Source organism: Pseudomonas sp. 32_A (assembly GCF_017490905.1).
GTDB lineage: Bacteria > Pseudomonadota > Gammaproteobacteria > Pseudomonadales > Pseudomonadaceae > Aquipseudomonas > Aquipseudomonas inefficax.
Genome location: NZ_JAFGYI010000004.1, coordinates 145,180 through 170,343, shown reverse-complemented (window position 1 = coordinate 170,343; position 25,164 = coordinate 145,180). Strand labels below are relative to the sequence as shown.

Genomic DNA, 25,164 nt, shown 5'->3' with positions numbered 1-25,164 from the left:
AGGTTTGTGCAGTACCTGTGGGAGCGGGTTTACCCGCGAAGAGGCCGGTACAGGCTTCACACCAACCGCTGCCCCGACACCGCCGGGTGATAAAGCGGCTGCACCTTGTTCCCTGCCGGGTCCAGCAGGTGGAAGCTGCGCGCCCCGTCACCATGATTGAACGGCCGATCCAGCAAAGTCACGCCATGGGCCTTGAAGTACTGGTACCAAGCCTCCAGCTCCTCCACGCTATCGACGATGAACCCATAATGGTCCAAAGTCTGCAAACCATTGGCCGCCCCGGCCCCGCGCCCCAACGACAGGTTGTCGTTACCGCAGGTCAGGTACACCAGGTCTTCATTGGCGCGGTTCAGCACTTCCATGCCCAGCACATCGACGTAGAAGCGCTCGCACTCTTCCAGGTTCGGTACCAGCAAGGCGATATGGCGCAGGCCGTTCAGGCGACCAGGGCGGACAGGCAATTCGGACATTGGCGAAGCTCCATTTTTGTATACAATTCATAGTCGAATTTAAAACAAAAGGAGCGACTTGTGTATAGCCTGTTCATCAAGACTCGGGTGAAGCCCGGCTGCGCAGAGGACTTTCTGAATGCGATCAAGGTCAATGCGGCAGCTTCCGTCGCCACCGAACCTGGCTGCCTGGTGTTCGATGTGTCGCAAGATCGCGTCGACCCGGATGTGATCTACCTGTACGAGATCTACCGCGACGACGCGGCGTATGAAGTGCATACCCAAACCGCGCACTTTCGCGATAGCCGACCATTGGTCGAGCCGCTGATAGCCGAGCAGGAATGCTTCGAAAGTGATGTGGTTGCGCGTAATCCGGTGTACTAGGCGCACAATGAAAAGCCCCGGCAATAAGCCGGGGCCTGGAGCAAAGGTGGCCAAATCCGTTTGGCCGACGGGACATTCCTTACTCGGCTTTCAGGCCGTCGGACATGACGCTCTTGACGCCTTTGATGTTCTTGGTAATGCGAACGGCTTCTTCTTTCTGGGACTGAGTCACTGCCACGTCAGACGACAGCGAGACGACGCCCTGGCTGGTCTCGACTTTGATGTCGCTGCCTGGAATACCTTTTTCAGTCAGCAGGTCCGCTTTCACCTTGGTGGTGATCCAGGTGTCGGAACCTTCCTGCTTGGCGTTGTCGACGGTGTTCGCGGCCAACATGACTGGAGCCTGGGTTGGCTCTGCAGCGAACGCGCCGTTGGCCATGGTCAGGGTCAGAGCGGTAGCAGTAGCGGCAGCAATGGCGAACTTCTTCATGTGAGTCACTCCTGTTTATCGAAAGGTCTGCGCCGTATGTCCTGGCGTCAGGTATCAGGATAGTTGCATGCGCTGTGCCAGCTTTGCCGTTTCGCTTGTTTCCTTTTAAATCAAGGAGTTAGCAAAACATCCATCCTGGCGGCGTCGTGCATTCTGCAATCTGCACGATAAACCTGCATGCAAGATGCAAGTCCGCAAAAGGTTCCGTACCGGCATAAAAAAAGGGCCCCTTGCGGGGCCCTTCTTTCTACTGCGAGCTACTGCGAGGCAATTCTCAGACGCCCGAAGCCTTGGCTGCGGCAACATCCTTGATCGACAGCTTGATACGGCCGCGGTTGTCCACGTCCAGTACCAGTACTTCAACTTCCTGGCCTTCTTTCAGGATGTCGGTGACTTTCTCGACGCGAGCATCGCTCAGCATGGAAATGTGCACCAGGCCGTCCTTGCCAGGCAGGATGTTGACGAAGGCACCGAAGTCGACGATGCGCTCGACCTTGCCGACGTAGATCTTGCCGATCTCGGCCTCGGCGGTGATGCCCAGGATGCGCTGCTTGGCAGCATCTGCCGCTTCCTTGGTTTCGCCGAAGATCTTGATCGAGCCGTCGTCTTCGATGTCGATCGAAGCCTTGGTCTCTTCGCAGATGGCGCGAATGGTGGCGCCGCCTTTACCGATGACGTCACGGATCTTGTCCGTATCGATCTTCATGGCGATCATGGTCGGGGCGTTGGCCGACAGCTCGCTACGCGACTGGGCGATGATCTGGTTCATCTGGCCGAGGATGTTCAGGCGCGCTTCCAGGGCCTGGCCCAGGGCGATTTCCATGATCTCTTCGGTGATGCCGTTGATCTTGATGTCCATCTGCAGCGCGGTAACACCCTTGGCGGTACCGGCTACCTTGAAGTCCATGTCGCCCAGGTGGTCTTCGTCACCCAGGATGTCGGTCAGGACGGCAAACTTGTCACCTTCCTTGACCAGGCCCATGGCGATACCGGCAACCGGTGCCTTCATCGGCACACCAGCGTCCATCAGCGCCAGGGAAGCACCGCAGACCGAAGCCATGGAGCTGGAACCGTTGGATTCGGTGATTTCCGAAACCACGCGGATGGTGTACGGGAATTCGCTGTCGCTCGGCAGCATGGCCTGCACGCCACGACGGGCCAGGCGACCGTGGCCGATTTCACGACGGCCGGCACCGCCCATGCGGCCGCACTCACCCACCGAGAATGGCGGGAAGTTGTAGTGCAGCATGAACGGGTCTTTCTTCTCGCCTTCCAGGGTGTCCAGCAGCTGGGCGTCACGGGCGGTACCCAGGGTCGCGACGACCAGGGCCTGGGTCTCGCCACGGGTGAACAGCGCCGAACCGTGAGTCTTCGGCAGTACGCCGACTTCGATGTTCAGCGGGCGCACGGTGCGGGTGTCACGGCCGTCGATACGCGGCTTGCCGTTGACGATGTTCTCGCGGACGGTGCGGTATTCCAGCTCGCCGAAGATTTCCTTGATGGCGCTGGCGGACGGGCCGGTCTCTTCGTTGCTCAGACGGGCAATGGCCTCGTCACGCAGCTGGCCCAGGCGGTTGTAGCGGTCAGCCTTCTGGGTGATGGTGTAGGCCTGCGAAACGGCTTCGCCGAACTCGCCACGGACCAGGTTCATCAGCTCGACGTTGGCCGGGGCTGGCTGCCAGTCCCAGGTCGGCTTGGCGGCTTCGGCGGCCAGTTCCTTGACGGCCTGGATCACGGCCTGGAATTCGTCGTGGGCGAACAGCACGGCGCCCAGCATCTGGTCTTCGGTCAGCTCTTTGGCTTCCGATTCAACCATCAGTACAGCCGATTCGGTACCGGCAACGACCATGTCCAGGCTCGAAGCAGCCAGTTGCTCGTAGGTCGGGTTCAGCAGGTAGCCGGTGCTTTCGTGGAAGGCAACGCGGGCGGCGCCGATCGGGCCTTCGAACGGAATGCCGGAAATGGCCAGGGCAGCCGAGGTACCGATCATCGCAGCGATGTCCGGGTCGGTCTTCTTGCTGGTGGAAACCACGGTGCAGACGACCTGCACTTCGTTCATGAAGCCTTCCGGGAACAGCGGACGGATCGGACGGTCGATCAGGCGCGAGGTCAGCGTCTCTTTCTCGGAAGGACGGCCTTCACGCTTGAAGAAGCCACCCGGGATCTTGCCGGCGGCGTAGGTCTTTTCCTGGTAGTGAACCGACAGCGGGAAGAAACCCTTGCCTGGATCAGCCTGTTTGGCACCTACCACAGTCACCAGCACGGTGACGTCGTTGTCGACGGTAACCAGCACGGCGCCGGTTGCCTGACGGGCAATACGGCCCGTTTCGAGAGTAACGGTCGATTGACCGAACTGGAAAGTCTTGATTACCGGGTTCACGGTTTCCTACCTTTTTTCAGTGGCTCTGGGGGAACTGGTTTCTTGCGAATTCTTGGGCAGAACAGGGAATCGGCCCCGTTGACCGTCCAGATACAACACGAGGCTGGGAGCCTGGCACCAAGCGGAAAATCCGCTCAGCATTGCCAGGCTGCCAACCTCGGAGATACACGTGGCGTGTCCAACGACAGCGCTGCAGAACAGCCCTGCCGAAGCTTGCGACACGCCATGCACACCACTGGCCAGGCCGCTATTAGCGACGCAGACCCAGGCGACCGATCAGGGCGCTGTAACGAGTGGTGTCTTTGCCCTTCAGGTAATCCAGCAGCTTACGACGCTGGTTGACCATACGGATCAGACCACGACGGGAGTGGTGGTCTTTGTCGTTGGCCTTGAAGTGGCCTTGCAGCTTGTTGATGTTGGCGGTCAGCAGAGCAACCTGCACTTCCGGGCTACCGGTATCGCCGGCGGCTTGCTGGTATTCGGCAACGATCTGAGCTTTTTCTTCAACGCTGAGGGCCATTTGGCTTCTCCTGATAACGGATCCCGCATGCGGGGTCCAATAGGCCAGGGACAAATCCCTGTATTAATAAAAAAGGTGTGACCGTGCCTACTGACAGCCACCCTTGATGCCGTGGGGTTCGGCAACTGCCTGGCCCCGCGGTTTCGGTCATTCCGACCGAATCAGCCGACGCGGCGCAATGCGCCCGTCTTCGCTCACTTCACCGATACCGATGAAGCGTGCATTGTGATCCTGTACCCGGACCATGCCAAATTGTGGCGCGTCCGGCGCGCGTACCGCCTGCCCATGCAGCCAGTAGAACGCACTGTGCTCGGACAGGCACACCAACGGCCAGTCCTGCAGGCCGCTGTCCGAGGGCATCAGGAAGCGGTCGAGCGCTTCGTTACCGCCTTCGGCGTGGGCCTGTTCAAGTTCCTCGAGGGTGACCGTCTGTGCCAGCGCGAAGGGCCCGGCCTGGGTCCTGCGCAGCTCGGCGACATAGGCGCCGCAGCCAAGGGCCTCGCCGATATCCTCCACCAGGGTGCGGATATAGGTGCCTTTGCTGCATCCTACGCTCAACCGTGCACGGGTGCCTTCGCACTCGAGCAACTCCAAGCGGCCAATAGTAACAGAACGCGCCTCGCGCTCCACTACCTCTCCTGCACGTGCCAGCTTGTACAGCGGCTGGCCGTCACGCTTGAGCGCCGAGTACATCGGCGGTATCTGGCTGATCTGGCCACGAAAACGCGGCAACAGGGCCTCGATGTCGGCGCGACCAACGGTCACCTCGCGGGTCTGCAGCACCTCACCTTCGGCATCGCCGGTGTTGGTAGTCTGCCCCATCTGCATGACTGTTTCGTAGCCCTTGTCCGAATCGAGCAGGTACTGCGAAAACTTGGTCGCTTCGCCAAAGCACAGCGGCAGCACGCCGGTTGCCAGCGGGTCGAGACTGCCGGTGTGGCCGGCCTTTTCCGCATTGAGCAGCCAGCGCACCTTTTGCAGCGCGGCGTTGGAGGTGAAGCCCAGCGGCTTGTCGAGCAGGATGATGCCGCTGACGTTGCGGCGGATACGTTTGACCTGGGCCACCGCTTACTCCTCGGCGTCCGGCTTGTCGGCATCCTTGTGCAGGCGGTCTTCGGCCACTGCACGCTCGATCAGTGCCGACAGGTGTACACCGCGGCTGACACTTTCATCGAAGTGGAAGTGCAGTTGCGGCACGCTGCGCAGCTGCATCGAGCGCCCCAGGTGCAAACGCAGGAAGCTTGCAGCGCTGTTCAGCGCCTTCAGCGACTGCTGGACGGCGTCCGGGGTTTCCTCGCCCATGACGGTGATGAACACCTTGGCATGGCCCAGGTCACGGCTGACGTCGACGGCAGTGATGGTAACCAGACCGACACGCGGGTCTTTGACTTCGCGACGGATCAGCTCGGCCAGCTCGCGCTGCATCTGATCGCCGATACGTTGGGTACGGCTATATTCTTTGGCCATTCTTGCTACCTGTAACTTAAAGCGGCAAACGCCCGGACAGACCAATGGCCTGACCGGGCGCTACCTGAAGAGGTACCGCAAGCCGCCCTGCAGCGGGCGCTTGCGGCTCGCTCGCCCTTAAAGGGTACGAGCCACCTGGACTTTCTCGAAGACTTCGATCTTGTCGCCGACCTTGACGTCGTTGTAGCTCTTCACGCCGATACCGCACTCCATGCCGTTACGCACTTCGGAGGCATCGTCCTTGAAGCGACGCAGCGATTCCAGCTCGCCTTCGAAGATCACAACGTCTTCGCGCAGTACGCGGATCGGACGGTTGCGGTACACGGTACCCTCGATGACCATACAGCCAGCGATGGCGCCGAACTTCGGCGAACGGAACACGTCACGGACTTCGGCAACACCCAGGATGTTCTCGCGAACATCGCTGCCGAGCATGCCGGTCAGGGCCTTCTTGACGTCTTCGATGATGTCGTAGATCACGTTGTAGTAACGCATATCCAGACCTTCCTGCTCGACGATCTTGCGCGCGCCGGCATCGGCACGCACGTTGAAGCCGAACAGTACTGCATTCGAAGCCAGCGCCAGGTTGGCGTCGCTTTCGGTGATACCACCGACGCCGCCACCGATCACGCGCACCTGAACTTCGTCGTTGCCCAGGCCCGACAGCGAACCCTGCAGTGCTTCCAGGGAACCACGCACGTCGGTCTTGAGGACGATGTTGAGGGTCTTCTTCTCTTCCTGACCCATGGTCTCGAAGATGTTTTCCAGCTTGCCGGCGTGAGCGCGGGCCAGCTTGACCTCGCGGTACTTGCCTTGACGGAACATGGCAACTTCGCGGGCCTTCTTCTCGTCGGCAACCACGGACAGCTCGTCACCGGCTTCCGGGGTACCGTCCAGGCCGAGGATTTCGACCGGGATCGACGGGCCGGCTTCCTTCACAGGCTTGCCGTTCTCGTCGAGCATGGCGCGCACGCGGCCATAGTTGGAACCGCACAGGACCATGTCGCCCTGACGCAGGGTACCGTCCTGAACCAGGATGGTCGCCACCGGGCCACGGCCCTTGTCCAGGCGCGATTCGACAACCACACCACGACCCGGAGCGGTCGGGGTAGCGGTCAGTTCGAGAATCTCGGCCTGCAGCAGGACAGCTTCGAGCAGCTCGTCGACGCCGGTACCCATCTTCGCCGAAACCTTGACGAACGGAGTATCACCACCCCAATCCTCGGAGGTCACGCCTTCGACGGCCAGCTCGTTGCGGATGCGGTCGAGGTCGGCACCCGGCTTGTCGATCTTGTTCACCGCGACCACCAGCGGAACGCCAGCTGCCTTGGCATGCTGAACGGCTTCGCGGGTCTGCGGCATCACGCCGTCGTCCGCCGCCACTACCAGGATGACGATGTCGGTGGCCTTGGCACCACGGGCACGCATTGCGGTGAACGCAGCGTGGCCAGGGGTGTCGAGGAAGGTGACCATGCCGCGGTCGGTTTCCACGTGGTAAGCACCGATGTGCTGGGTGATACCACCGGCTTCGCCAGCGGCAACCTTGGCACGACGGATGTAGTCGAGCAGCGAGGTCTTACCGTGGTCAACGTGACCCATGACGGTAACGACCGGCGCACGCGATTCGACTTCACCTTCGAACTTCAGCGATTCGGCCAGGGAGTCTTCCAGGGCGGTATCGCTGACCAGCGTCACCTTGTGGCCCAGTTCTTCTGCGACCAGCTGAGCGGTTTCCTGGTCGAGCACCTGGTTGATGGTGACCGGGGTACCCAGCTTGAACATGAACTTGACCACTTCGGCGGCCTTGACCGACATCTGCTGGGCCAGTTCCGAGACGGTGATGGTCTCACCGATGGTCACGTCACGAATGACTGGACCGGTCGGGTTCTGGAAGCCATGCTGGTTGCGCTTCTTCAGCTTGCTCTTGCCACCGCGGCCACGGCGTACGCCATCGCTTTCTTCATCGGTGGTGCGCGGCGCGGCACGAGGAGTCGGAGCCTTTTCCTTCTCCTTGACCTTGACCTTGATCGACACGCGCGGAGCCTCGCCACGGCGACGGTCTTCGTCACGGGTGCGACCTTCGTTGCGACGGGCTTCGTCCTTCTTGCGCTCGGCAGCACGGGCTGCGGCGTCTTCGGACGCGGGAGCGTCGGCAACTACCGGGGCCGGGGCAGCAGCAGGGGCCGCCTCAGGCTTGGCGGCAGGCGCAGGGGCGGCAGCCGGGGCTTCGGCGGCCTGACGGCGAGCCTGCTCCTCGTTGCGCTGGCGAACTTCAGCGTCGACCTTGTCGCGAGCGGCGTTTTCAGCCGCGCGGCGCTCTTCCAGCTCACGCTTCTGCTCAGCCTGGATTTCTTCCGGGCTGCGCTGCACGAATACTTTCTTCTTGCGTACTTCTACGCTGATGCTCTTGCTACCGGCGACACGCAGGGTGCTGGTGGTTTTGCGCTGCAAGGTAATCTTGCGCGGTTCTTCCGCCTTGCTCTTGTGGCTGCTCTTCAAATGAGTCAGCAGGGTCTGCTTCTCATTGTCGGTCACTACCTGACCGGCGTCGGTGTGCGGCAGACCTGCCTCACGCATCTGCTGCAGCAGGCGCTCTACCGGTGCCTCGACCTCTTGGGCCAGTTCTTTCACCGTGACTTGCGTCATGCACTTCTCTCCTCAGGCCGCGCTTAATTACTCGAACCAGTGGGCTCGGGCGGCCATGATCAACTTGCCGGCACGCTCTTCGTCGATGCCGTCGATGTCGAGCAGATCGTCGATCGACTGCTCGGCCAGGTCTTCGCGGTTAACCACGCCGCGCACCGCCAGTTCAGCCGCCAGGTCCTTGTCCATGCCCTCGAGGGAGAGCAGGTCTTCGGCCGGGTGGGCGTCTGCCAGTTTTTCTTCGGTAGCGATGGCCTTGGTCAACAAACGGTCCTTGGCTCGAGCGCGGAGCTCATTGACGATATCCTCGTCAAAGCCATCGATGTTGAGCATTTCTTCCAACGGTACGTAGGCAATTTCTTCGAGGCTGGTGAAGCCTTCGTCGACCAGCACTTGGGCCAGCTCCTCGTCGACTTCCAGTTCATCGATGAAATTGCGCAGGATGTCACCGGTTTCGGCCTGTTGCTTGGCCTGGATGTCCTTCTCGGTCATCACGTTCAGGGTCCAGCCAGTCAGCTGACTGGCCAGGCGAACGTTCTGACCGCCACGGCCAATGGCCTGGGCCAGGTTGTCCTCGGCGACGGCGATGTCCATGGCATGGGCATCTTCATCAACGATGATCGCCGCGACTTCAGCCGGCGACATGGCGTTGATGACGAACTGCGCCGGGTTATCGTCCCACAGGACGATATCCACACGCTCACCACCCAGCTCCCCGGATACGGCCTGGACGCGCGAACCACGCATGCCGATGCAGGCACCTTGCGGGTCGATACGCTTGTCCTTGGAGCGGACGGCGATCTTGGCTCGCGAACCCGGATCACGGGAAGCGGCCATGACTTCGATCAGGCCCTCGGCAATTTCCGGCACTTCGATGCGGAAAAGCTCGATCAGCATCTGCGGCGCGGTGCGCGACAGAATCAGCTGTGGGCCACGGTTTTCAGTGCGAATTTCCTTCAGCAGCGCACGCAGGCGCACGCCGACACGGAAGGTTTCGCGCGGAATGATGTCTTCGCGGGCCAGCAAGGCCTCGGCGTTGTTGCCCAGGTCAACGATGACGTTGTCGCGGGTAACCTTTTTCACGGTACCGGAAATGATCTCGCCGACGCGTTCGCGGTAGGCATCGACCACTTGGGCACGCTCGGCCTCACGGACCTTCTGCACGATGACCTGCTTGGCGGTTTGGGCGGCGATACGTCCGAACTCGATGGACTCGATCTTCTCTTCGATCACGTCACCTACCTTGGCTTCAGGGTGGGTGTCCTTGATCTTGTCGAGCCAGGTCTCGATCGCCGGATCATCAAGATCGGCTTCATCGACCACGGTCCAGCGACGGAAGGTCTCGTAGCTACCGGTGTGGCGGTTGATTTCCACACGCAGGTCGACTTCGTCTTCAAAACGTTTTTTGGTTGCAGTGGCCAGAGCCACTTCCAGCGCTTCGAAAATGACGCCGGGCGGTACACCTTTTTCGTTGGATACCGATTCAACAACCAGCAGTACTTCTTTGCTCATCGTACGCCTCGCCTTGCGCAAGCCATTGGGCCCGGATAGTCCGCCGGGCCCGGCACGTCTCAGTCAAAACTGGGAATAATATTGGCCTTGTCGATCGAGTCGATCGGCAACAGGAACTCTTGATTGTCCACCTGGACCACCACATCCTGCTCCTCCACACCGCGGAGAAGGCCCTGGAAGTTACGACGACCCTCGAAGGGTGAGCGCAGCTTGATCTTCACTTGTTCGCCGGCATGCGAGGCAAACTGTTCCAGAGTGAACAGTGGGCGATCCATGCCTGGAGAAGACACCTCGAGGGTGTACTCACTGCTGATCGGATCTTCCACATCGAGGATTGCGCTGGCCTGACGGCTGACCGCTTCGCAGTCGTCCACCAGGATGCCGCCTTCCTTGTCGATGTAGATGCGCAGTACCGAATGCTTACCCTGGGAAACGTATTCGATCCCCCAGCACTGATAGCCCAGACCCTCGACAACCGGGGCCAACAAGGCCTGCAACTGTTCTAGCTTGCTCGACACCTGAACCCCCTCGTGCATGCTGTGCAAATAAAAAATGGGCGAAGCGCCCATCCCTGAAAGCGCCGTTGGACAACGACGCCGAAAACTGTTCGGTTAGCAAAAAGCCCCTGAAAAGGGGCTCCGCTGAAGCTGGTTGCGGGGGCTGGATTTGAACCAACGACCTTCGGGTTATGAGCCCGACGAGCTACCAAGCTGCTCCACCCCGCGACAAAGCTGGGGCAAAAGTATAAGACCGAACCCTCACGAGGGTCAAATCCAAACCTTCACCTGCAAGAAAGCCCGCTAAAGCGGGCTCTCAAGCTTTAATTGGTACCGAGAAGGGGACTCGAACCCCTACACCCTATGGGCACAACCACCTCAAGGTTGCGTGTCTACCAATTCCACCACCTCGGCAATACTACTTGAAACCCGTTACTTCTGCTCTTGTGCCGGAGGAGGTACATCACCCGCATTCGGAGTGGTTTCGCTCTTCTGCTGCTGGAGCACCGGTACATCATCATTAACTGCCGGTTTCTGCGGCTCTTTCACTTCTAGCACTGCTGGATCTGGAAGACCTGCTTGGCTAAGCTGGTGAGCTTGTTGCTTCGCGAAGTATCCTAACCCAAGTGCTGTCAAAAAGAAAGTGGCAGCGAGTATAGCAGTTAATTTACTCAGGAACGTTGCAGAGCCCTGGCTCCCGAACACGGTATTTGAAGCACCCGCGCCGAAAGATGCACCTGCTTCCGCACCTTTACCCTGTTGCAACAGAACCAGCACTACAAGCGACAGCGCTGCCAACAGATGAAAAACAACGATGACTGTTTCCAGCATTTGTTCAGTTTCCTGCGGCGCGACAAATTGCACCGAATTCGTCTGCGTTCAGGGAAGCCCCACCAATGAGCCCCCCATCGATATCCGGCATGCCGAACAGTTCGGCCGCATTGGCCGCCTTCACGCTGCCGCCGTAGAGCAACTGCACCTTCGCAGCCACTTCAGCATCTTCTGCCGCCAGCTGGCTGCGGATGGCTGCATGCACATCCTGAGCCTGCTGTGGCGTGGCCGTAAGGCCAGTGCCGATGGCCCATACAGGCTCATAGGCAATTACTGCATTGGCAAAAGCCTTAACACCGAATGCTTCGATGATACTGCTTAGTTGACGCCCGACAACTTCGAGCGTTTTGCCGGCCTCGCGCTCTTCCAGGGTTTCCCCTATGCAAAGCACTGGCTTCAAACCTTTGGCCTGGGCCGCTGCAAACTTTCGATTAAGCACTTCGTCGGTTTCACCAATGATCTGGCGACGCTCCGAATGACCAATCAACACCAACTTGCAACCTGCTTCAACCAGCTGTTCCGGAGCAACTTCTCCGGTCAGCGCACCCTGTTCGGGTAGTACTGCAGAATTCTGTGCGCCGACAGTAATTTCCTTACCTGCCAGGCCATCGATCACTTGATTGATGAACAAGGCTGGTGGAAACACAGCGACTTCCACTCCGCTCGGCAAGGCCAGATTTCTCAAGCCTTCGGTAAGCTCAGCGACGCTAGCGCGGGTACCGTGCATCTTCCAGTTACCAGCTACCATAGGGCGACGCATGCTTTACCTCGTCGGTCAAAGTGGGCGCAGATAGTACCCAACCCTATCTGCGCTGGCAAGCGCCATCAGACACAAACTTCGCTAACCAGTTTGGCCAACGCTTCTGCGTGCATGCGCACCTGGCTTTCGTCCTCGCCCTCGACCATCACACGCACCAACGGCTCGGTACCGGATTTGCGCAGCAGCACGCGACCGCGGCCGGCCAAGGCATCGGTCACCTTGGCACTGGCTTCCTTGACCGCCGGGTGCTCCAGCGGGTCGACCTTGCTGGCGCCGTAGCGCACGTTGATCAGTACCTGCGGGCACTTGCGCAGGGCCTGACGGGCCTGCGCCAGGGTTTCACCACGACGCTTGAGCGCCATGAGCACCTGCAGCGCAGCGATGATCGCGTCACCCGTGGTGGTGTGGTTGCAGCACACGACGTGACCAGAGTTTTCACCACCGACCAGCCACTCACGCTCCTGCAGCTCTGCCATGACGTAGCGGTCACCGACCTTGGCCCGGACGAACGGAATATCCAGGTCCTTCAGCGCAAGCTCCAGGCCCAGGTTGCTCATCAGCGTGCCCACTACTCCACCCTGCAGCTTGCCTCGCTCCTGCAGATCGCGAGCGATGATGAACAGCAGTTCGTCACCATCGACGATGGCGCCGGTGTGGTCAACCATCAGCACGCGGTCGCCGTCACCGTCGAAGGCGATACCCAGATCGGCATGGCCGACCAGCACGGCAGCCTGCAGCGATTCGATATGAGTCGAGCCGCAGCCTTCGTTGATGTTCAACCCGTCGGGCTGGGCATGCAGCACGGTCACGTCGGCACCCAGCTCGCGGAACACGCTTGGCGCGACCTTGTAGGTGGCACCGTGGGCGCAATCGACAACCAGCTTGAGGCCGTCGAAGCTGGTGCTGCTCGGCACGCTGCTCTTGCAGAATTCGATGTAGCGGCCGGCGGCATCATTGATGCGCGAAACCTTGCCCAGCTTGCCCGATTCGACGACGGTCATCGGCTGGTCGAGCAATTCCTCGATCATCAGCTCGACTTCGTCCGGCAGCTTGGTCCCCTGGCCAGAGAAAAACTTGATGCCGTTATCATCGTGCGGGTTGTGCGAGGCACTGATGACAATGCCGGCTTCGGCGTGGAAGGTACGCGTCAGGTAGGCGATGGCCGGCGTAGGCATTGGCCCGAGCAGCATGACGTCGGCACCTGCCGCGGACAGGCCGGCTTCGAGTGCGGACTCGAACATGTAACCGGAGATACGCGTGTCCTTGCCAACCAGCACCCGGCAGTGGCCCTGCTTGCGGAAGGCCATGCCGGCCGCCCAGCCAAGCTTCAGCATGAAGTCCGGCGTGATCGGGTATTCGCCGACGCGGCCACGAATGCCGTCGGTACCAAAGTATTTTCTGCTCATAGGGACTCCAATGTTCTTATTCGGCGCTTTGCACCGCAGCGATCATGCGCACCACATCAACGGTTTCGGTCACATCATGGACACGAAGGATGCTCGCCCCCTTGGTCATGGCCAACGCCGCCAGCGCAAGGCTGCCGTACAACCGCTCGCCGACCGGACGTTCCAGCGTCAGGCCGATCATGCTCTTGCGTGAAACACCCACCAGCAGCGGGCGCCCAAGGCGATAGAGCGCTTCCATGTGCTTGAACAGGCTCAGGTTGTGCGCCAGTGTCTTGGCGAAACCGAAGCCCGGATCAAGGATGATTCTGTTTTCATCGATGCCCGCCGCAACACAGGCCGCCATTCGCTGTTCAAGATAACGCGTAACGTCGGCGGTCACATCTTCGTAATGTGGGTCGTCCTGCATGTTACCCGGCTCGCCACGCATGTGCATGAGGCACACCGGCAAGCCGGTATCCGCGGCGGCATCCAGGGCCCCATCGCGCTCCAGCGCACGCACGTCGTTGATCAGCCCTGCACCGAGGCGCGCCGCTTCACGCATGACCGCTGGCGTGGAGGTATCGACGGAGATGACCACATCGAGGCGGCTGTTGATAGCCTCGACCATGGGGGCCACCCGCTCCAGCTCCTCGGTCACCGATACCGCGCGCGCACCCGGCCGCGTGGACTCGCCGCCGATGTCGACAAGCGTGGCGCCTGCGGCAACCATCGCTTCGGCATGACGCAGCGCCTCGTCGCGCTGATTGAAGCGCCCGCCATCGGAGAAGGAATCAGGGGTGATGTTGAGAATACCCATGACATGGGTACGCGACAAATCAAGAACCCGGTTGCCGCAAGGCAACCGGGTCGGGTACTGCACTGAGCTCATAGATGCCCTTAGTGTTGAGCCGCTGGACCGCCGATCGGCGATTCCGGGCGATCACCCTGGGCAGCAGGCTTGCCCGAAGCCGAGTCATCATCCCAGTCGCGCGGTTCGCGGGGGGTACGGCCGGCCATGATATCGTCAATCTGCTCGGCGTCGATGGTCTCGTACTTCATCAGCGCTTCGGCCATGGCATCGAGCTTGTCACGGTTATCGGTGAGCAGCTGCTTGGCTGTGGCGTAGCACTGGTCGATGATGCTGCGCACTTCCGAGTCGATCAGCTTGGCGGTTTCGCCGGAAACGCTGGCGTGCTGGCTGGCAGCACTGCGGCCCAGGAACACCTCGCCTTCTTCCTCGGCGTACATCAGCGGGCCGAGTTTTTCCGAAAGGCCCCACTTGGTCACCATGTTTCGGGCGATCTGGCTGGCACGCATGATGTCGTTGGATGCACCGGTAGTGACGCCGTCGAAGCCCAGAGTCATCTCCTCGGCGATACGACCACCGTACAGCGAGCAGATCTGGCTGATCAGTGCGCGCTTGGACAGGCTGTAGCGGTCTTCTTCCGGCAGGAACATGGTCACGCCCAAGGCACGGCCACGCGGAATGATCGAAACCTTGTAGACCGGATCGTGCTCTGGCACCAGGCGGCCGACGATGGCGTGGCCAGCTTCGTGATAAGCGGTGTTCTGCTTTTCTTTCTCGGACATGACCATGGTCTTGCGCTCGGCACCCATCATGATCTTGTCCTTGGCCAGTTCGAACTCTTTCATTTCGACCAGGCGCTTGTTGGAGCGCGCAGCAAACAGCGAGGCTTCGTTGACCAGGTTGGCCAGGTCTGCACCGGAGAAGCCGGGGGTACCACGGGCGATGACCGCCGGATTGACGTTCTCGCCGACCGGCACCTTGCGCATGTGCACCTTGAGGATCTGCTCGCGACCACGAATATCCGGCAGGCCGACCACCACCTGGCGGTCGAAGCGGCCGGGGCGCAGCAGCGCCGGGTCGAGCACATCCGGACGGTTGGTGGCGGCGATGACGATGATGCCGTCGTTCATCTCGAAACCATCCATCTCAACCAGCAACTGGTTGAGGGTTTGCTCACGCTCGTCGTGACCACCGCCCATGCCGGCGCCACGGTGGCGACCAACGGCGTCGATCTCGTCGATGAAGATGATGCACGGGGCGTGCTTCTTGGCCTGCTCGAACATGTCACGCACACGGCTGGCGCCGACACCGACGAACATTTCCACGAAGTCCGAGCCGGAAATGGTGAAGAACGGCACTTTCGCCTCACCGGCGATGGCCTTGGCCAGCAGGGTCTTACCGGTACCAGGCGGGCCGACCATCAGCACGCCACGCGGGATACGACCACCCAGGCGCTGGAACTTGCCCGGATCGCGCAGGAACTCGACCAGCTCGCCAACCTCTTCCTTGGCCTCGTCGCAACCGGCGACGTCAGCCAGGGTAGTCTTGACCTGGTCTTCGGACAGCAGGCGCGCCTTGCTCTTGCCGAAGCTCATCGGCCCGCCCTTGCCGCCCGCACCGCCCTGCATCTGACGCATGAAGAACATGAACACGGCGATGATCACCAGGATCGGGAAGCTCGCGACTAGCAGCTGGGTCCAGATGCTCTGCTGCTCAGGCTGCTTGCCCTCGATGATGACGTGGTTGTCGACCAGGTCACCGATCAGGCCATTGTCGGTAATGGCCGGGCGCACGGTCTTGAAGTTGTCGCCATCGGCACGCTTGCCGGTAATGATGTAGCCGTCGACGGTGACACGCTCGACCTTGCCATCCTTGACCTGCTGGATGAAGTCGGAATAGTTGAGGGTCTGCGGCTCGTTAGGGCTGGAGAAGTTGTTCATCACCGTCACCAAGACAGCTGCGATGATCAACCACAGGATCAGATTCTTTGCCATGTCGTTCAATTCGCTACCCTCTGAGGTCGGCGCACGACGCAGCCGTTCCTCGCATGATATTCATCGCCCTAACTTACTACATTACCTACGCAGCCGCAGGCACCGTCTGTAACCCTTTGTGAAAGCTAGACTACACGAAGTTCGGACGATCCTGACGCAGCGGCCGATTGGAAATAACTATCGGCCACCCCGCTTGCCGCCTTTCACGCCCCCTTGAAGCCCCGGCCCAGCAGGTACTGCTCGCGGGAACGGTCACGCGACGACGATGGCTTGCGCATCTGTACCTTTTCGAACTTGCTGCGCACGTCCTTGAGGTACACATCGAAACCTTCGCCCTGGAAAATCTTGATCAGGAAGTCGCCGCCGGGCTTTAGCACGCGGGTTGCCAGATCGAGCGCCAGCTCGCAGAGGAACATGGCCCGCGGCATGTCCACCGCAGGCGTACCACTCATATTGGGGGCCATGTCGGAAATCACAAGGTCTACGTGCGAATCGCCGACGGCCTCGAGAATGCGCTGCAGCACTTCATCATGGGTGAAATCGCCCTGGATGAAGGTCACATCGGGGATCGAGTCCATCTCCAGGATGTCGGAAGCGATCAGGCGGCCCTGGCCACCAATCAGACGACTGGTCACCTGCGACCAGCCCCCAGGAGCCGCGCCGAGGTCGATCACGCTCATGCCTGGGCGGATCAGCCGGTCCTTTTCCTGGATCTCCAGCAATTTGTAGCTCGCACGCGAGCGGTAGCCATCCTTTTGTGCCTGTTTCACAAAAGGATCGTTGAAATGCTCTCGCAGCCAGTTTGCGCTGCTTTTTGAACGTTGTACCACGGGGCACCTCGATGATATGCGTCGTGATTGACTGGGCGGAGCCGGTGGCCCTCGGGTAAAATGCCGGTCAATTTTACAGAATCAGACGGAAAGGGTCAGATTATGCCGCTCAATAACGAGCAGAAGAAGCAATACAAGTCCATTGGTCATGACCTGAAGCCGGTCCTGATCGTTGCTGGCAACGGTTTGAATGAAGGCGTCATCGCCGAACTGGAGCGTGCTCTGGTCGACCATGAGCTGATCAAGGTCGAAATTCGCTCGGAAGACCGCGAAGAACGTGCCGAGACCATTGCCGAACTGTGCAAGGCCGGCCGTGCCGAGCTGGTGCAGACCATCGGCAAGAAAGCCCTGATCTACCGCAAGAACCCACAGCCGAACAAGCAGCTGTCCAACATCCACCGTTACAAGTAACGGCAAAGGGGCTGCTGCGCAGCCCATCGCCGGCAAGCCAGCTCTCACAGGTACGGCGCATGGCCTGAATCTGATGCGGTCGGTGTGGGAGCCGGCTTGCCGGCGATGGGCCGCAAAGCGGCCCCAGTAATCTCGAGCCGTTTAGCGGCGCAACCTGACCGGTACTGGCTGGGCCACCAGCACGATGCCGGAAAAGCCCAGTACCAGGAAGCAGAACATCTGCCAGCGCTCGCCCACGGAAATACCGTAGCGCAAGGTGTAATACCCCACGCAGGCGCCAAGGCCGAGCAATAGCATCTGCCCCCGGAACTGCCGCCACCAGGCCGGCAGGCCGTCCACTTTGGCCAGCACGACCAACTGGATAAGCAAGCCAAGCATCGCCACACCAATCAACCAGCGGTCGATCTGCCCGGCGATGTCCTGCACCAGCAGCGGTGCCAGGCCACTGACCTTGAGCGCGGGCACCAGCCCCACGTGGAACACCCACAGGCCACCGACCCAGAAAACCTGGGCCAGCTGCCAGAGGATCCCCTCGAGGGATGGCGCCCGCAGGCGCCGGTCAGATGTGCTTGACTTCGACAATCTCGTACTCGACCGTACCGTTCGGCGTCTTCACGACAACGGTATCCCCTTCTTCCTTGCCAATGATGGCACGGGCGATCGGGGCGCTGCTCGACAGCTTGCCTTTCTTCACGTCGGCTTCATCTTCGCCAACGATCTGGTAGGTCACTTCATCATCGGTTTCGGTGTTCGCCAGTACCACGGTGGTACCGAAAATCACCTTGCCGGTGTGAGCGATGGTGGTCACGTCGATCACCACCGAGTTCTGCAGGCGACCTTCGATATCGCGGATACGCGCCTCGACCATGCCCTGCTCTTCACGAGCAGCGTGGTATTCGGCATTTTCCTTCAGGTCACCCAGCTCGCGTGCTTCGCCAATAGCCTGGCTCAGGCGCGGACGCTCGGTCTTGCTCAGGAACAGCAACTCCTCTTCCAGGGCGCGAGCGCCCTGGACGGTCATCGGGTACTTGGTAATGCTCATGCTTTCAATCCTGCATGCAGATCCTGCAGACGACGAACGGTCTTTTCCGGACCGAATTTCAGCGCCTCGCAGATGGCTTCACCGGCCGCAATGGTGGTGGTGCAGTAAATCTTGTGCTGCAGCGCATTGCGACGAATCGAGTAGGAATCGGCGATCGACTGGCGGCCTTCGGTGGTGTTGATGATCAGCGACACTTCGTCGTTCTTGATCATGTCGACCACGTGCGGGCGACCTTCGGTCACCTTGTTCACACGGCGCACTTTCAGGCCAGCCGCTTCGATAACCTTGGCAGTGCCGGCAGTTGCAACCACTTCGAAGCCCAGGGCGATCAGGTCGCGGGCAACGCCAGCCACTTGCGGCTTGTCGTCGTCACGCACGCTGATGAACGCGGTACCGCCGGTCGGCAGCACTTCGCTGGCTCCCATCTGGGCCTTGGCGAAGGCTTCACCGAAGCTGTCACCGACACCCATGACTTCACCGGTCGATTTCATCTCAGGGCCGAGGATCGGGTCAACCCCCGGGAACTTGGCGAACGGGAAGACGGCTTCCTTGACGCTGTAGAAGTTCGGGATGATTTCCTGAGTGAAGCCCAGCTCTTTCAGGGTTTTGCCAGCCATGACGCGGGCCGCGATCATCGCCAGGGAAGTGCCGATGCACTTGGACACGAATGGCACGGTACGCGAAGCGCGCGGGTTGACTTCGATCACGTAGATCTTGTCGCCCTGCAATGCCAGCTGCACGTTCATCAGGCCGACCACGCCCAGCTCCAGGGCCATTTTCTTGACCTGTACGCGGACTTCGTCCTGCACTTCCTTGCTCAGCGAGTAAGGTGGCAGCGAGCACGCCGAGTCACCGGAGTGAACGCCGGCCTGCTCGATGTGCTGCATGATCGCGCCGATTACCACATCGGTGCCGTCGCACACCGCATCCACGTCCATCTCGATGGCGCAGTTGAGGAAGTGGTCCAGCAGTACCGGGCTGTCGTTGGAAACCTGTACGGCTTCACGCAGGTAGCGCTTGAGCTCGTCCAGCTCGTAGACGATTTCCATGGCACGGCCGCCCAGTACGTAGGACGGGCGCACGACCAGCGGGTAGCCGATGCCGCCAGCGGCGCTGATGGCTTCTTCTTCGCTGCGCACGGTGGCGTTTGGCGGCTGCAGCAGGTTCAGGCGCTGCACCATCTGCTGGAAGCGCTCGCGGTCTTCGGCGCGGTCGATGGCGTCCGGGCTGGTACCGATGATCGGTACGCCGGCTTCTTCCAGGGCGCGGGCCAGTTTCAGCGGGGTCTGGCCGCCGTAGTGGACGATCACGCCTTTCGGTTTCTCGACGCGGCACACTTCCAGCACGTCTTCCAGGGTCAGCGGCTCGAAGTACAGGCGGTCGGAGGTGTCGTAGTCGGTGGAGACGGTTTCCGGGTTGCAGTTGACCATGATGGTCTCGTAACCGTCTTCACGCAGCGCCAGTGCGGCGTGTACGCAGCAGTAGTCGAACTCGATACCCTGGCCGATACGGTTAGGACCGCCACCCAGGATCATGATCTTGTCGCGGGTCGACGGGTTGGCCTCGCACTCTTCCTCATAGGTGGAGTACAGGTAGGCGGTGTCGGTGGCGAATTCGGCAGCGCAGGTATCGACGCGCTTGTACACCGGGAACACTTCCAGCTTGTGGCGGTGACGGCGCAGGTTCTTGTCGGTGATACCCAGCAGCTTGGCCAGGCGCTGGTCAGAGAAGCCCTTGCGCTTGAGGCGCAGCATGTAGTCCTTGTCGATCGACGACAGGGCCAGGGTCTTGACCTTCTCTTCTTCCTTGATCAGGTCTTCCATCTGCACCAGGAACCACATGTCGATGCCGGTCAGATTGAAGATTTCTTCGCAGGTCATGCCCGAACGCATGGCGTCGGCGACGTACCAGATGCGCTCGGCACCTGGCACGGTAAGCTCGCGCTTGAGGATGCTGGAAGCTTCCGGGCTGGCCAGGTCGACTTTCGGGTCGAGACCGCAGGCGCCTACTTCCAGGCCGCGCAGGGCTTTCTGCAGGGACTCCTGGAAGGTACGACCGATGGCCATGACTTCACCCACGGATTTCATCTGGGTGGTCAGGCGGGCGTCGGCTTTCGGGAATTTCTCGAAGGCGAAGCGTGGCAGCTTGGTGACGACGTAGTCGATCGACGGCTCGAAGGATGCCGGGGTACGACCGCCGGTGATGTCGTTCTGCAGTTCGTCGAGGGTGTAACCGATGGCCAGCTTGGCGGCGATCTTGGCGATCGGGAAGCCGGTAGCCTTGGAAGCCAGCGCCGAGGAACGCGAAACGCGCGGGTTCATCTCGATCACGACCATGCGGCCGGTGTTCGGGCAGATACCGAACTGCACGTTGGAACCGCCGGTTTCCACACCAATTTCACGCAGCACCGCCAGCGAGGCGTTGCGCATGATCTGGTATTCCTTGTCGGTCAGGGTCTGCGCCGGGGCAACAGTGATCGAGTCACCGGTGTGCACGCCCATCGGGTCGAAGTTCTCGATCGAGCAGACGATGATGCAGTTGTCCTTTTTGTCGCGGACCACTTCCATCTCGTATTCTTTCCAGCCGATCAGCGATTCGTCGATCAGCAGTTCCTTGGTCGGCGACAGGTCCAGGCCACGGGTGCAGATTTCTTCGAATTCTTCACGGTTGTAGGCGATACCACCGCCAGTGCCGCCCATGGTGAACGACGGGCGGATGATGCACGGGAAGCCGAGCTTCTCGAGGACCGCATAGGCCTCTTCCATGCTATGGGCGATCCCGGAGCGCGGGCACTCCAGGCCGATGTCCTTCATGGCCTTGTCGAAGCGCGAACGGTCTTCAGCCTTGTCGATGGTGTCGGCGTTGGCGCCGATCATCTCTACACCGAACTTTTCCAGAACGCCGTGGCGCTCGAGGTCCAGGGCGCAGTTCAGTGCGGTCTGGCCACCCATGGTCGGCAGGACGGCGTCCGGGCGCTCTTTCTCGATGATCTTGGCCACAGACTGCCACTTGATCGGCTCGATGTAGGTGGCGTCGGCCATGGCCGGGTCGGTCATGATGGTGGCCGGGTTGGAGTTCACCAGGATGACGCGGAAACCTTCCTCGCGCAGGGCTTTACAGGCCTGGGCGCCGGAGTAGTCGAATTCGCAGGCCTGGCCGATCACGATCGGGCCAGCGCCGAGAATCAGGATGCTTTTGATATCTGTACGTTTTGGCATGGTTGTCACTCAAATCCGGGGTCAGTCGGCAAGCCGCTTTGAACAATCTGGGTCAGGCGCTTCCGGGCGCGGCGCAAGCCGGCCCGGGGCCTTGAAGCAGGATGCTCAGCGGCGCTTGGCCATGGCATCGGTGAAACGATCGAACAGTGGCGCGACATCGGTCGGGCCTGGGCTCGCTTCAGGGTGGCCCTGGAAGCTGAACGCGCTCTTGTCGGTACGCTCGATACCCTGCAGGGTGCCGTCGAACAGCGACTTGTGGATGGCGCGGACGTTGCCCGGCAGGGTGGCCTCGTCAACGGCAAAGCCGTGGTTCTGGCTGGTGATCATGACCACGCCGGTGTCCAGGTCCTGGACCGGGTGGTTGGCACCGTGGTGGCCGTGACCCATTTTCACGGTCTTGGCGCCGGAAGCCAGGGCCAGCAGCTGGTGGCCGAGGCAGATGCCGAATACCGGGATCTCGGTCTCGAGGATTTCCTTGATCGCCTGGATGGCGTAGTCGCACGGCTCGGGGTCACCTGGGCCGTTGGACAGGAACACGCCGTCCGGGTTGAGTGCCAGTACTTCGCTGGCCGGGGTCTGGGCCGGTACCACGGTCACGCGGCAGCCACGAGCAACCAGCATGCGCAGGATGTTCAGCTTGACGCCGTAGTCGAATGCGACCACGTGGTAAGGCAGGTCTGCGGCCTCGATGGTCGGGTGGCTGTCGGTCTTCAGCTCCCACACACTGGAGCACCACTCGTAGCGTTCCTTGGTGGAAACGACCTTGGCCAGGTCCATGCCCTTCAGGCCCGGGAAGGCGCGAGCAGCGGCGATGGCAGCTTCTTCGCTGATGTTGTCACCGGCGAGGATGCAACCGTTCTGAGCGCCCTTTTCACGCAGGATTCGGGTCAGGCGACGGGTGTCGATGCCGGCGATGGCGACGACGTTGTTGGCCTTGAGGTACTCAGGCAGCGACTGGGTGTTACGCCAGTTGCTGGCCAGCAGCGGCAGGTCACGGATGACCAGGCCAGCGGACCAGACGCGGTTCGACTCGGCATCTTCCGGAGTAGTACCGGTGTTGCCGATGTGCGGGTAGGTCAGGGTAACGATTTGCTGCGCGTAGGAAGGGTCTGTAAGGATTTCCTGGTAGCCGGTCATAGCGGTGTTGAATACCACCTCACCAACGGTCTGACCGTCGGCACCGATAGCTTCACCGCGGAAAATACTGCCGTCGGCAAGGGCGAGTATGGCTGGCTTTGTCAAGAAGACCTCCCGTAAATCAAGCATGAAAGGGCGATCGCAGGTTGCAAAAAAGCGGAGTGACGTATGGACACGTCACCCCGCTTTCATGTGCTGAATTCAATTCGCTGCGCGCTTTTAGTGGACACACTAAAGCTGTAGCTTACAGAAAAGTGCGTTTTCGGTCTACCGCAGATGTGTCTCTAAAACACATGAATGCGACAGGCTGACATTCGCGGCGCCTGCTTCGCGGGTAAACCCGCTCCCACAGGGACCGCGCAAAGGCTGAGCCCTGCATAATTCCTGTGGAGCGGGTTCACCCGCGAAGAAGCCAGCACCGCTCCAACGGCTCAGCGCAGTTCGAGCACATCCTGCATGTCGTACAAACCAGGCTCGCGCCCGTCCAGCCACAGCGCCGCACGCACGGCGCCCTTGGCGAAGGTCATGCGGCTGGAAGCCTTGTGGGTAATCTCGACGCGCTCGCCTTCGGCGGCGAACAGCACGGTATGGTCACCCACCACATCACCGGCACGCACGGTGGCGAAGCCGATGGTCTGGCGCTCACGCGCACCGGTCTGCCCTTCACGGCCGTATACGGCCACTTCCTGCAGGTTACGGCCCAGCGCCTGGGCAACCACTTCACCCATGCGCAGCGCGGTACCCGACGGCGCATCGACCTTGTGCCGGTGGTGCGCCTCGAGGATTTCGATATCCACATCATCACCCAGCACGCGCGCCGCGGTATCCAGCAGCTTCAGGCACAGGTTGACACCGACGCTGAAGTTGGCAGCGAAGACGATCGGGATTTCCTTGCCGGCTTCGGCCAGTTGCTGCTTCTCTTCCGGAGTGAAGCCGGTTGTGCCGATGACCATGGCCTTGCCCGCCTTGCGGCAGAATGCCAGGTTCTTCAGGGTCACCGAAGGGTGGGTGAAGTCGATCAGCACGTCGAATTCGTCGACCACCTTGGCCAGGTCGTCGGAAATCGGCACACCGATACGGCCCAGGGCTGCCAGCTCGCCGGCATCAGCCCCCACCAGCGTACTGTCCGGGCGGTCGATCGCTGCCGTCAGGCCTGCCTGGGGCGCCTGTTGTTGCACGGCTTCGACGAGGGTCTTGCCCATTCGCCCTGCCGCGCCCATCACTGCAATACGTCGCATAGCCATTTCCTTGTCAGAGATCGCCGAAGAAGCGCTTCACGCCATCGAACCAGCCACTGGCCTTGGGCGAGTGGGAGCTATCACCTTCCAGCGAATCACGCAGCTCTTCGAGCAACTCGCGCTGACGGCGGCTGAGGTTGACCGGGGTTTCCACCGCAACACGGCACAGCAGGTCACCCGCACCACCACCGCGCACCGGTGCAACACCCTTGCCACGCAGGCGGAACTGTTTGCCGGTCTGGGTGCCTTCCGGGATCTTCAGCTTCACCCGACCATCGAGGGTCGGCACTTCCAGCTCGCCACCCAGGGCGGCATCGGTATAGCTGATCGGTACTTCGCAGTACAGGTGCTTGCCATCACGCTGGAAGATCTCGTGCTCGCGCACGTTGATCACCACATACAGGTCGCCAGTCGGGCCACCATGGGTACCCGCCTCGCCCTCGCCCGACAGGCGAATGCGGTCACCGGTATCGACACCCGCTGGCACCTTGACCGACAGCGTCTTGTACTCCTCGACACGGCCTTCGCCGCGGCACGAGGTGCAGGGGTCGGTAATGATCTTGCCCTGGCCATGGCAGCGCGGGCAGGTTTGCTGTACCGAGAAGAAGCCCTGCTGCATGCGCACCTGGCCGATACCACCGCAAGTCGGGCAGGTGGACGGGGTCGAACCCTTCTTGGCACCGGAGCCGTCGCACGGCTGGCAGTTGACCAGCGTTGGCACGCGAATGCTGACCGTGGTGCCGCGCACCGCCTCTTCCAGGTTCAGCTCGAGGGTGTAACGCAGGTCGCTGCCGCGTTGGGCACCGCCACGGCCGCCACCGCGACCGCCACCGAAGAAGTCGCTGAACACATCGCCGAAGATGTCGGAGAAGTTGGCACCGCCGAAACCGGCACCACCGCCACCCATGCTCGGGTCCACCCCGGCATGACCGTACTGGTCGAACGCAGCACGCTTGCTGGCATCGGACAGCACTTCGTAGGCCTCGTTGGCCTCCTTGAACTTGTCTTCCGACTCTTTGTCGCCCGGGTTGCGGTCCGGGTGGTACTTCATCGCCAGGCGACGGTAAGCCTTCTTGAGGTCAGCTTCGCTGGCGCCGCGCTCGACACCCAGAACCTCATAATAATCACGCTTGGACATAGGTCATTTGCACCTTGTTGGGCGTCTGGCATCTGCGCCGCGCCATCAGCACCTGCCTTTTGCCCACAGGGCCACTGACAGATGCTGTAA

23 protein-coding genes and 2 tRNA genes are annotated in these 25,164 nt (G+C 60.9%); 2 read left to right on the top strand and 23 right to left on the bottom strand.

The genetic code is table 11. The features are described from left to right. Positions 1 to 56 precede the first annotated feature (56 nt). Entirely contained in the window at positions 57 to 470 is a 414-nt protein-coding gene (locus J5M58_RS04395) for a VOC family protein (protein ID WP_112250023.1), read from the bottom strand. 60 nt (positions 471 to 530) lie between these two features. Here J5M58_RS04395 and J5M58_RS04390 point away from each other — a divergent pair, with 60 nt between their 5' ends. Next, entirely contained in the window at positions 531 to 833 is a 303-nt protein-coding gene (locus J5M58_RS04390; RefSeq protein WP_207877288.1) for a putative quinol monooxygenase, read from the top strand. Between the two features lie 79 nt (positions 834 to 912). On the opposite strand, the gene J5M58_RS04385 is transcribed toward J5M58_RS04390, so the two are convergent. The 16 genes from J5M58_RS04385 to rlmE form a co-directional block, all read right to left on the bottom strand. Beyond that, positions 913 to 1,263 (bottom strand): BON domain-containing protein, encoded by a 351-nt coding sequence (locus J5M58_RS04385; RefSeq protein ID WP_025340697.1) that lies wholly within the window; start codon positions 1,261 to 1,263, stop codon positions 913 to 915. Between the two features lie 274 nt (positions 1,264 to 1,537). After that, the gene (gene pnp / locus J5M58_RS04380; RefSeq protein ID WP_114170431.1) at positions 1,538 to 3,643 is read right to left on the bottom strand and encodes a polyribonucleotide nucleotidyltransferase; all 2,106 of its coding nucleotides are present in this window, start codon (positions 3,641 to 3,643) and stop codon (positions 1,538 to 1,540) included. A 250-nt stretch (positions 3,644 to 3,893) separates the two neighbouring features. Next, positions 3,894 to 4,163 carry a 30S ribosomal protein S15 gene (gene rpsO / locus J5M58_RS04375; RefSeq protein WP_003249971.1) on the bottom strand — a complete coding sequence of 90 codons (270 nt, stop codon included), beginning with the start codon at positions 4,161 to 4,163 and terminating at the stop codon, positions 3,894 to 3,896. A gap of 147 nt (positions 4,164 to 4,310) precedes the next feature. Then, positions 4,311 to 5,228 (bottom strand): tRNA pseudouridine(55) synthase TruB, encoded by a 918-nt coding sequence (gene truB / locus J5M58_RS04370; protein ID WP_013974284.1) that lies wholly within the window; start codon positions 5,226 to 5,228, stop codon positions 4,311 to 4,313. 3 nt (positions 5,229 to 5,231) lie between these two features. Continuing rightward, positions 5,232 to 5,630 carry a 30S ribosome-binding factor RbfA gene (rbfA, locus tag J5M58_RS04365; protein WP_025340699.1) on the bottom strand — a complete coding sequence of 133 codons (399 nt, stop codon included), beginning with the start codon at positions 5,628 to 5,630 and terminating at the stop codon, positions 5,232 to 5,234. A 117-nt stretch (positions 5,631 to 5,747) separates the two neighbouring features. After that, on the bottom strand, positions 5,748 to 8,276 hold the full coding sequence (gene infB / locus J5M58_RS04360; protein ID WP_112250015.1) for a translation initiation factor IF-2: 2,529 nt from the start codon (positions 8,274 to 8,276) through the stop codon (positions 5,748 to 5,750). 27 nt (positions 8,277 to 8,303) lie between these two features. Beyond that, positions 8,304 to 9,785 carry a transcription termination factor NusA gene (gene nusA, locus J5M58_RS04355; protein WP_009685349.1) on the bottom strand — a complete coding sequence of 494 codons (1,482 nt, stop codon included), beginning with the start codon at positions 9,783 to 9,785 and terminating at the stop codon, positions 8,304 to 8,306. 59 nt (positions 9,786 to 9,844) lie between these two features. Continuing rightward, on the bottom strand, positions 9,845 to 10,303 hold the full coding sequence (rimP, locus tag J5M58_RS04350) for a ribosome maturation factor RimP (protein ID WP_003249960.1): 459 nt from the start codon (positions 10,301 to 10,303) through the stop codon (positions 9,845 to 9,847). A 130-nt stretch (positions 10,304 to 10,433) separates the two neighbouring features. Further along, positions 10,434 to 10,510, bottom strand: a tRNA-Met gene (locus tag J5M58_RS04345). A 100-nt stretch (positions 10,511 to 10,610) separates the two neighbouring features. Continuing rightward, positions 10,611 to 10,696, bottom strand: a tRNA-Leu gene (locus tag J5M58_RS04340). An 18-nt stretch (positions 10,697 to 10,714) separates the two neighbouring features. Next, positions 10,715 to 11,113, bottom strand: a complete 399-nt coding sequence (gene secG / locus J5M58_RS04335) for a preprotein translocase subunit SecG (RefSeq protein WP_112250014.1) — start codon at positions 11,111 to 11,113, stop codon at positions 10,715 to 10,717. Between the two features lie 4 nt (positions 11,114 to 11,117). Further along, positions 11,118 to 11,873, bottom strand: a complete 756-nt coding sequence (gene tpiA / locus J5M58_RS04330) for a triose-phosphate isomerase (RefSeq protein ID WP_112250013.1) — start codon at positions 11,871 to 11,873, stop codon at positions 11,118 to 11,120. Between the two features lie 65 nt (positions 11,874 to 11,938). Next, positions 11,939 to 13,279, bottom strand: a complete 1,341-nt coding sequence (gene glmM / locus J5M58_RS04325) for a phosphoglucosamine mutase (RefSeq protein WP_207877286.1) — start codon at positions 13,277 to 13,279, stop codon at positions 11,939 to 11,941. Positions 13,280 to 13,295: 16 nt separating this feature from the next. Then, positions 13,296 to 14,147 (bottom strand): dihydropteroate synthase, encoded by an 852-nt coding sequence (gene folP / locus J5M58_RS04320; RefSeq protein ID WP_207877284.1) that lies wholly within the window; start codon positions 14,145 to 14,147, stop codon positions 13,296 to 13,298. An 8-nt stretch (positions 14,148 to 14,155) separates the two neighbouring features. After that, entirely contained in the window at positions 14,156 to 16,060 is a 1,905-nt protein-coding gene (gene ftsH / locus J5M58_RS04315; protein WP_112250010.1) for an ATP-dependent zinc metalloprotease FtsH, read from the bottom strand. Positions 16,061 to 16,263: 203 nt separating this feature from the next. Continuing rightward, positions 16,264 to 16,890, bottom strand: a complete 627-nt coding sequence (gene rlmE, locus J5M58_RS04310) for a 23S rRNA (uridine(2552)-2'-O)-methyltransferase RlmE (RefSeq protein WP_112250008.1) — start codon at positions 16,888 to 16,890, stop codon at positions 16,264 to 16,266. 102 nt (positions 16,891 to 16,992) lie between these two features. Here rlmE and yhbY point away from each other — a divergent pair, with 102 nt between their 5' ends. Next, entirely contained in the window at positions 16,993 to 17,301 is a 309-nt protein-coding gene (gene yhbY, locus J5M58_RS04305) for a ribosome assembly RNA-binding protein YhbY (RefSeq protein ID WP_003249945.1), read from the top strand. A gap of 141 nt (positions 17,302 to 17,442) precedes the next feature. Here yhbY and J5M58_RS04300 read toward each other — a convergent pair whose 3' ends face one another. The 6 genes from J5M58_RS04300 to dnaJ all read right to left on the bottom strand — a co-directional run bounded on the left by J5M58_RS04300 (position 17,443) and on the right by dnaJ (position 25,074). After that, on the bottom strand, positions 17,443 to 17,883 hold the full coding sequence (locus tag J5M58_RS04300; RefSeq protein ID WP_112250006.1) for an MFS transporter: 441 nt from the start codon (positions 17,881 to 17,883) through the stop codon (positions 17,443 to 17,445). Continuing rightward, complete coding sequence (greA, locus tag J5M58_RS04295) at positions 17,861 to 18,343, bottom strand: transcription elongation factor GreA (protein WP_085625697.1); 483 nt, start codon at positions 18,341 to 18,343, stop codon at positions 17,861 to 17,863. The genes J5M58_RS04300 and greA overlap by 23 nt, the downstream gene beginning before the upstream one ends. Beyond that, complete coding sequence (gene carB / locus J5M58_RS04290) at positions 18,340 to 21,561, bottom strand: carbamoyl-phosphate synthase large subunit (protein ID WP_112250004.1); 3,222 nt, start codon at positions 21,559 to 21,561, stop codon at positions 18,340 to 18,342. The genes greA and carB overlap by 4 nt, the downstream gene beginning before the upstream one ends. Before the next feature lie 105 nt (positions 21,562 to 21,666). Beyond that, entirely contained in the window at positions 21,667 to 22,803 is a 1,137-nt protein-coding gene (carA, locus tag J5M58_RS04285; protein ID WP_207877282.1) for a glutamine-hydrolyzing carbamoyl-phosphate synthase small subunit, read from the bottom strand. Between the two features lie 326 nt (positions 22,804 to 23,129). Continuing rightward, positions 23,130 to 23,936, bottom strand: coding sequence for a 4-hydroxy-tetrahydrodipicolinate reductase (gene dapB, locus J5M58_RS04280; protein WP_112250001.1), 807 nt, complete (start codon positions 23,934 to 23,936; stop codon positions 23,130 to 23,132). Between the two features lie 13 nt (positions 23,937 to 23,949). Continuing rightward, the gene (dnaJ, locus tag J5M58_RS04275; RefSeq protein ID WP_207877280.1) at positions 23,950 to 25,074 is read right to left on the bottom strand and encodes a molecular chaperone DnaJ; all 1,125 of its coding nucleotides are present in this window, start codon (positions 25,072 to 25,074) and stop codon (positions 23,950 to 23,952) included. Positions 25,075 to 25,164 lie beyond the last annotated feature (90 nt).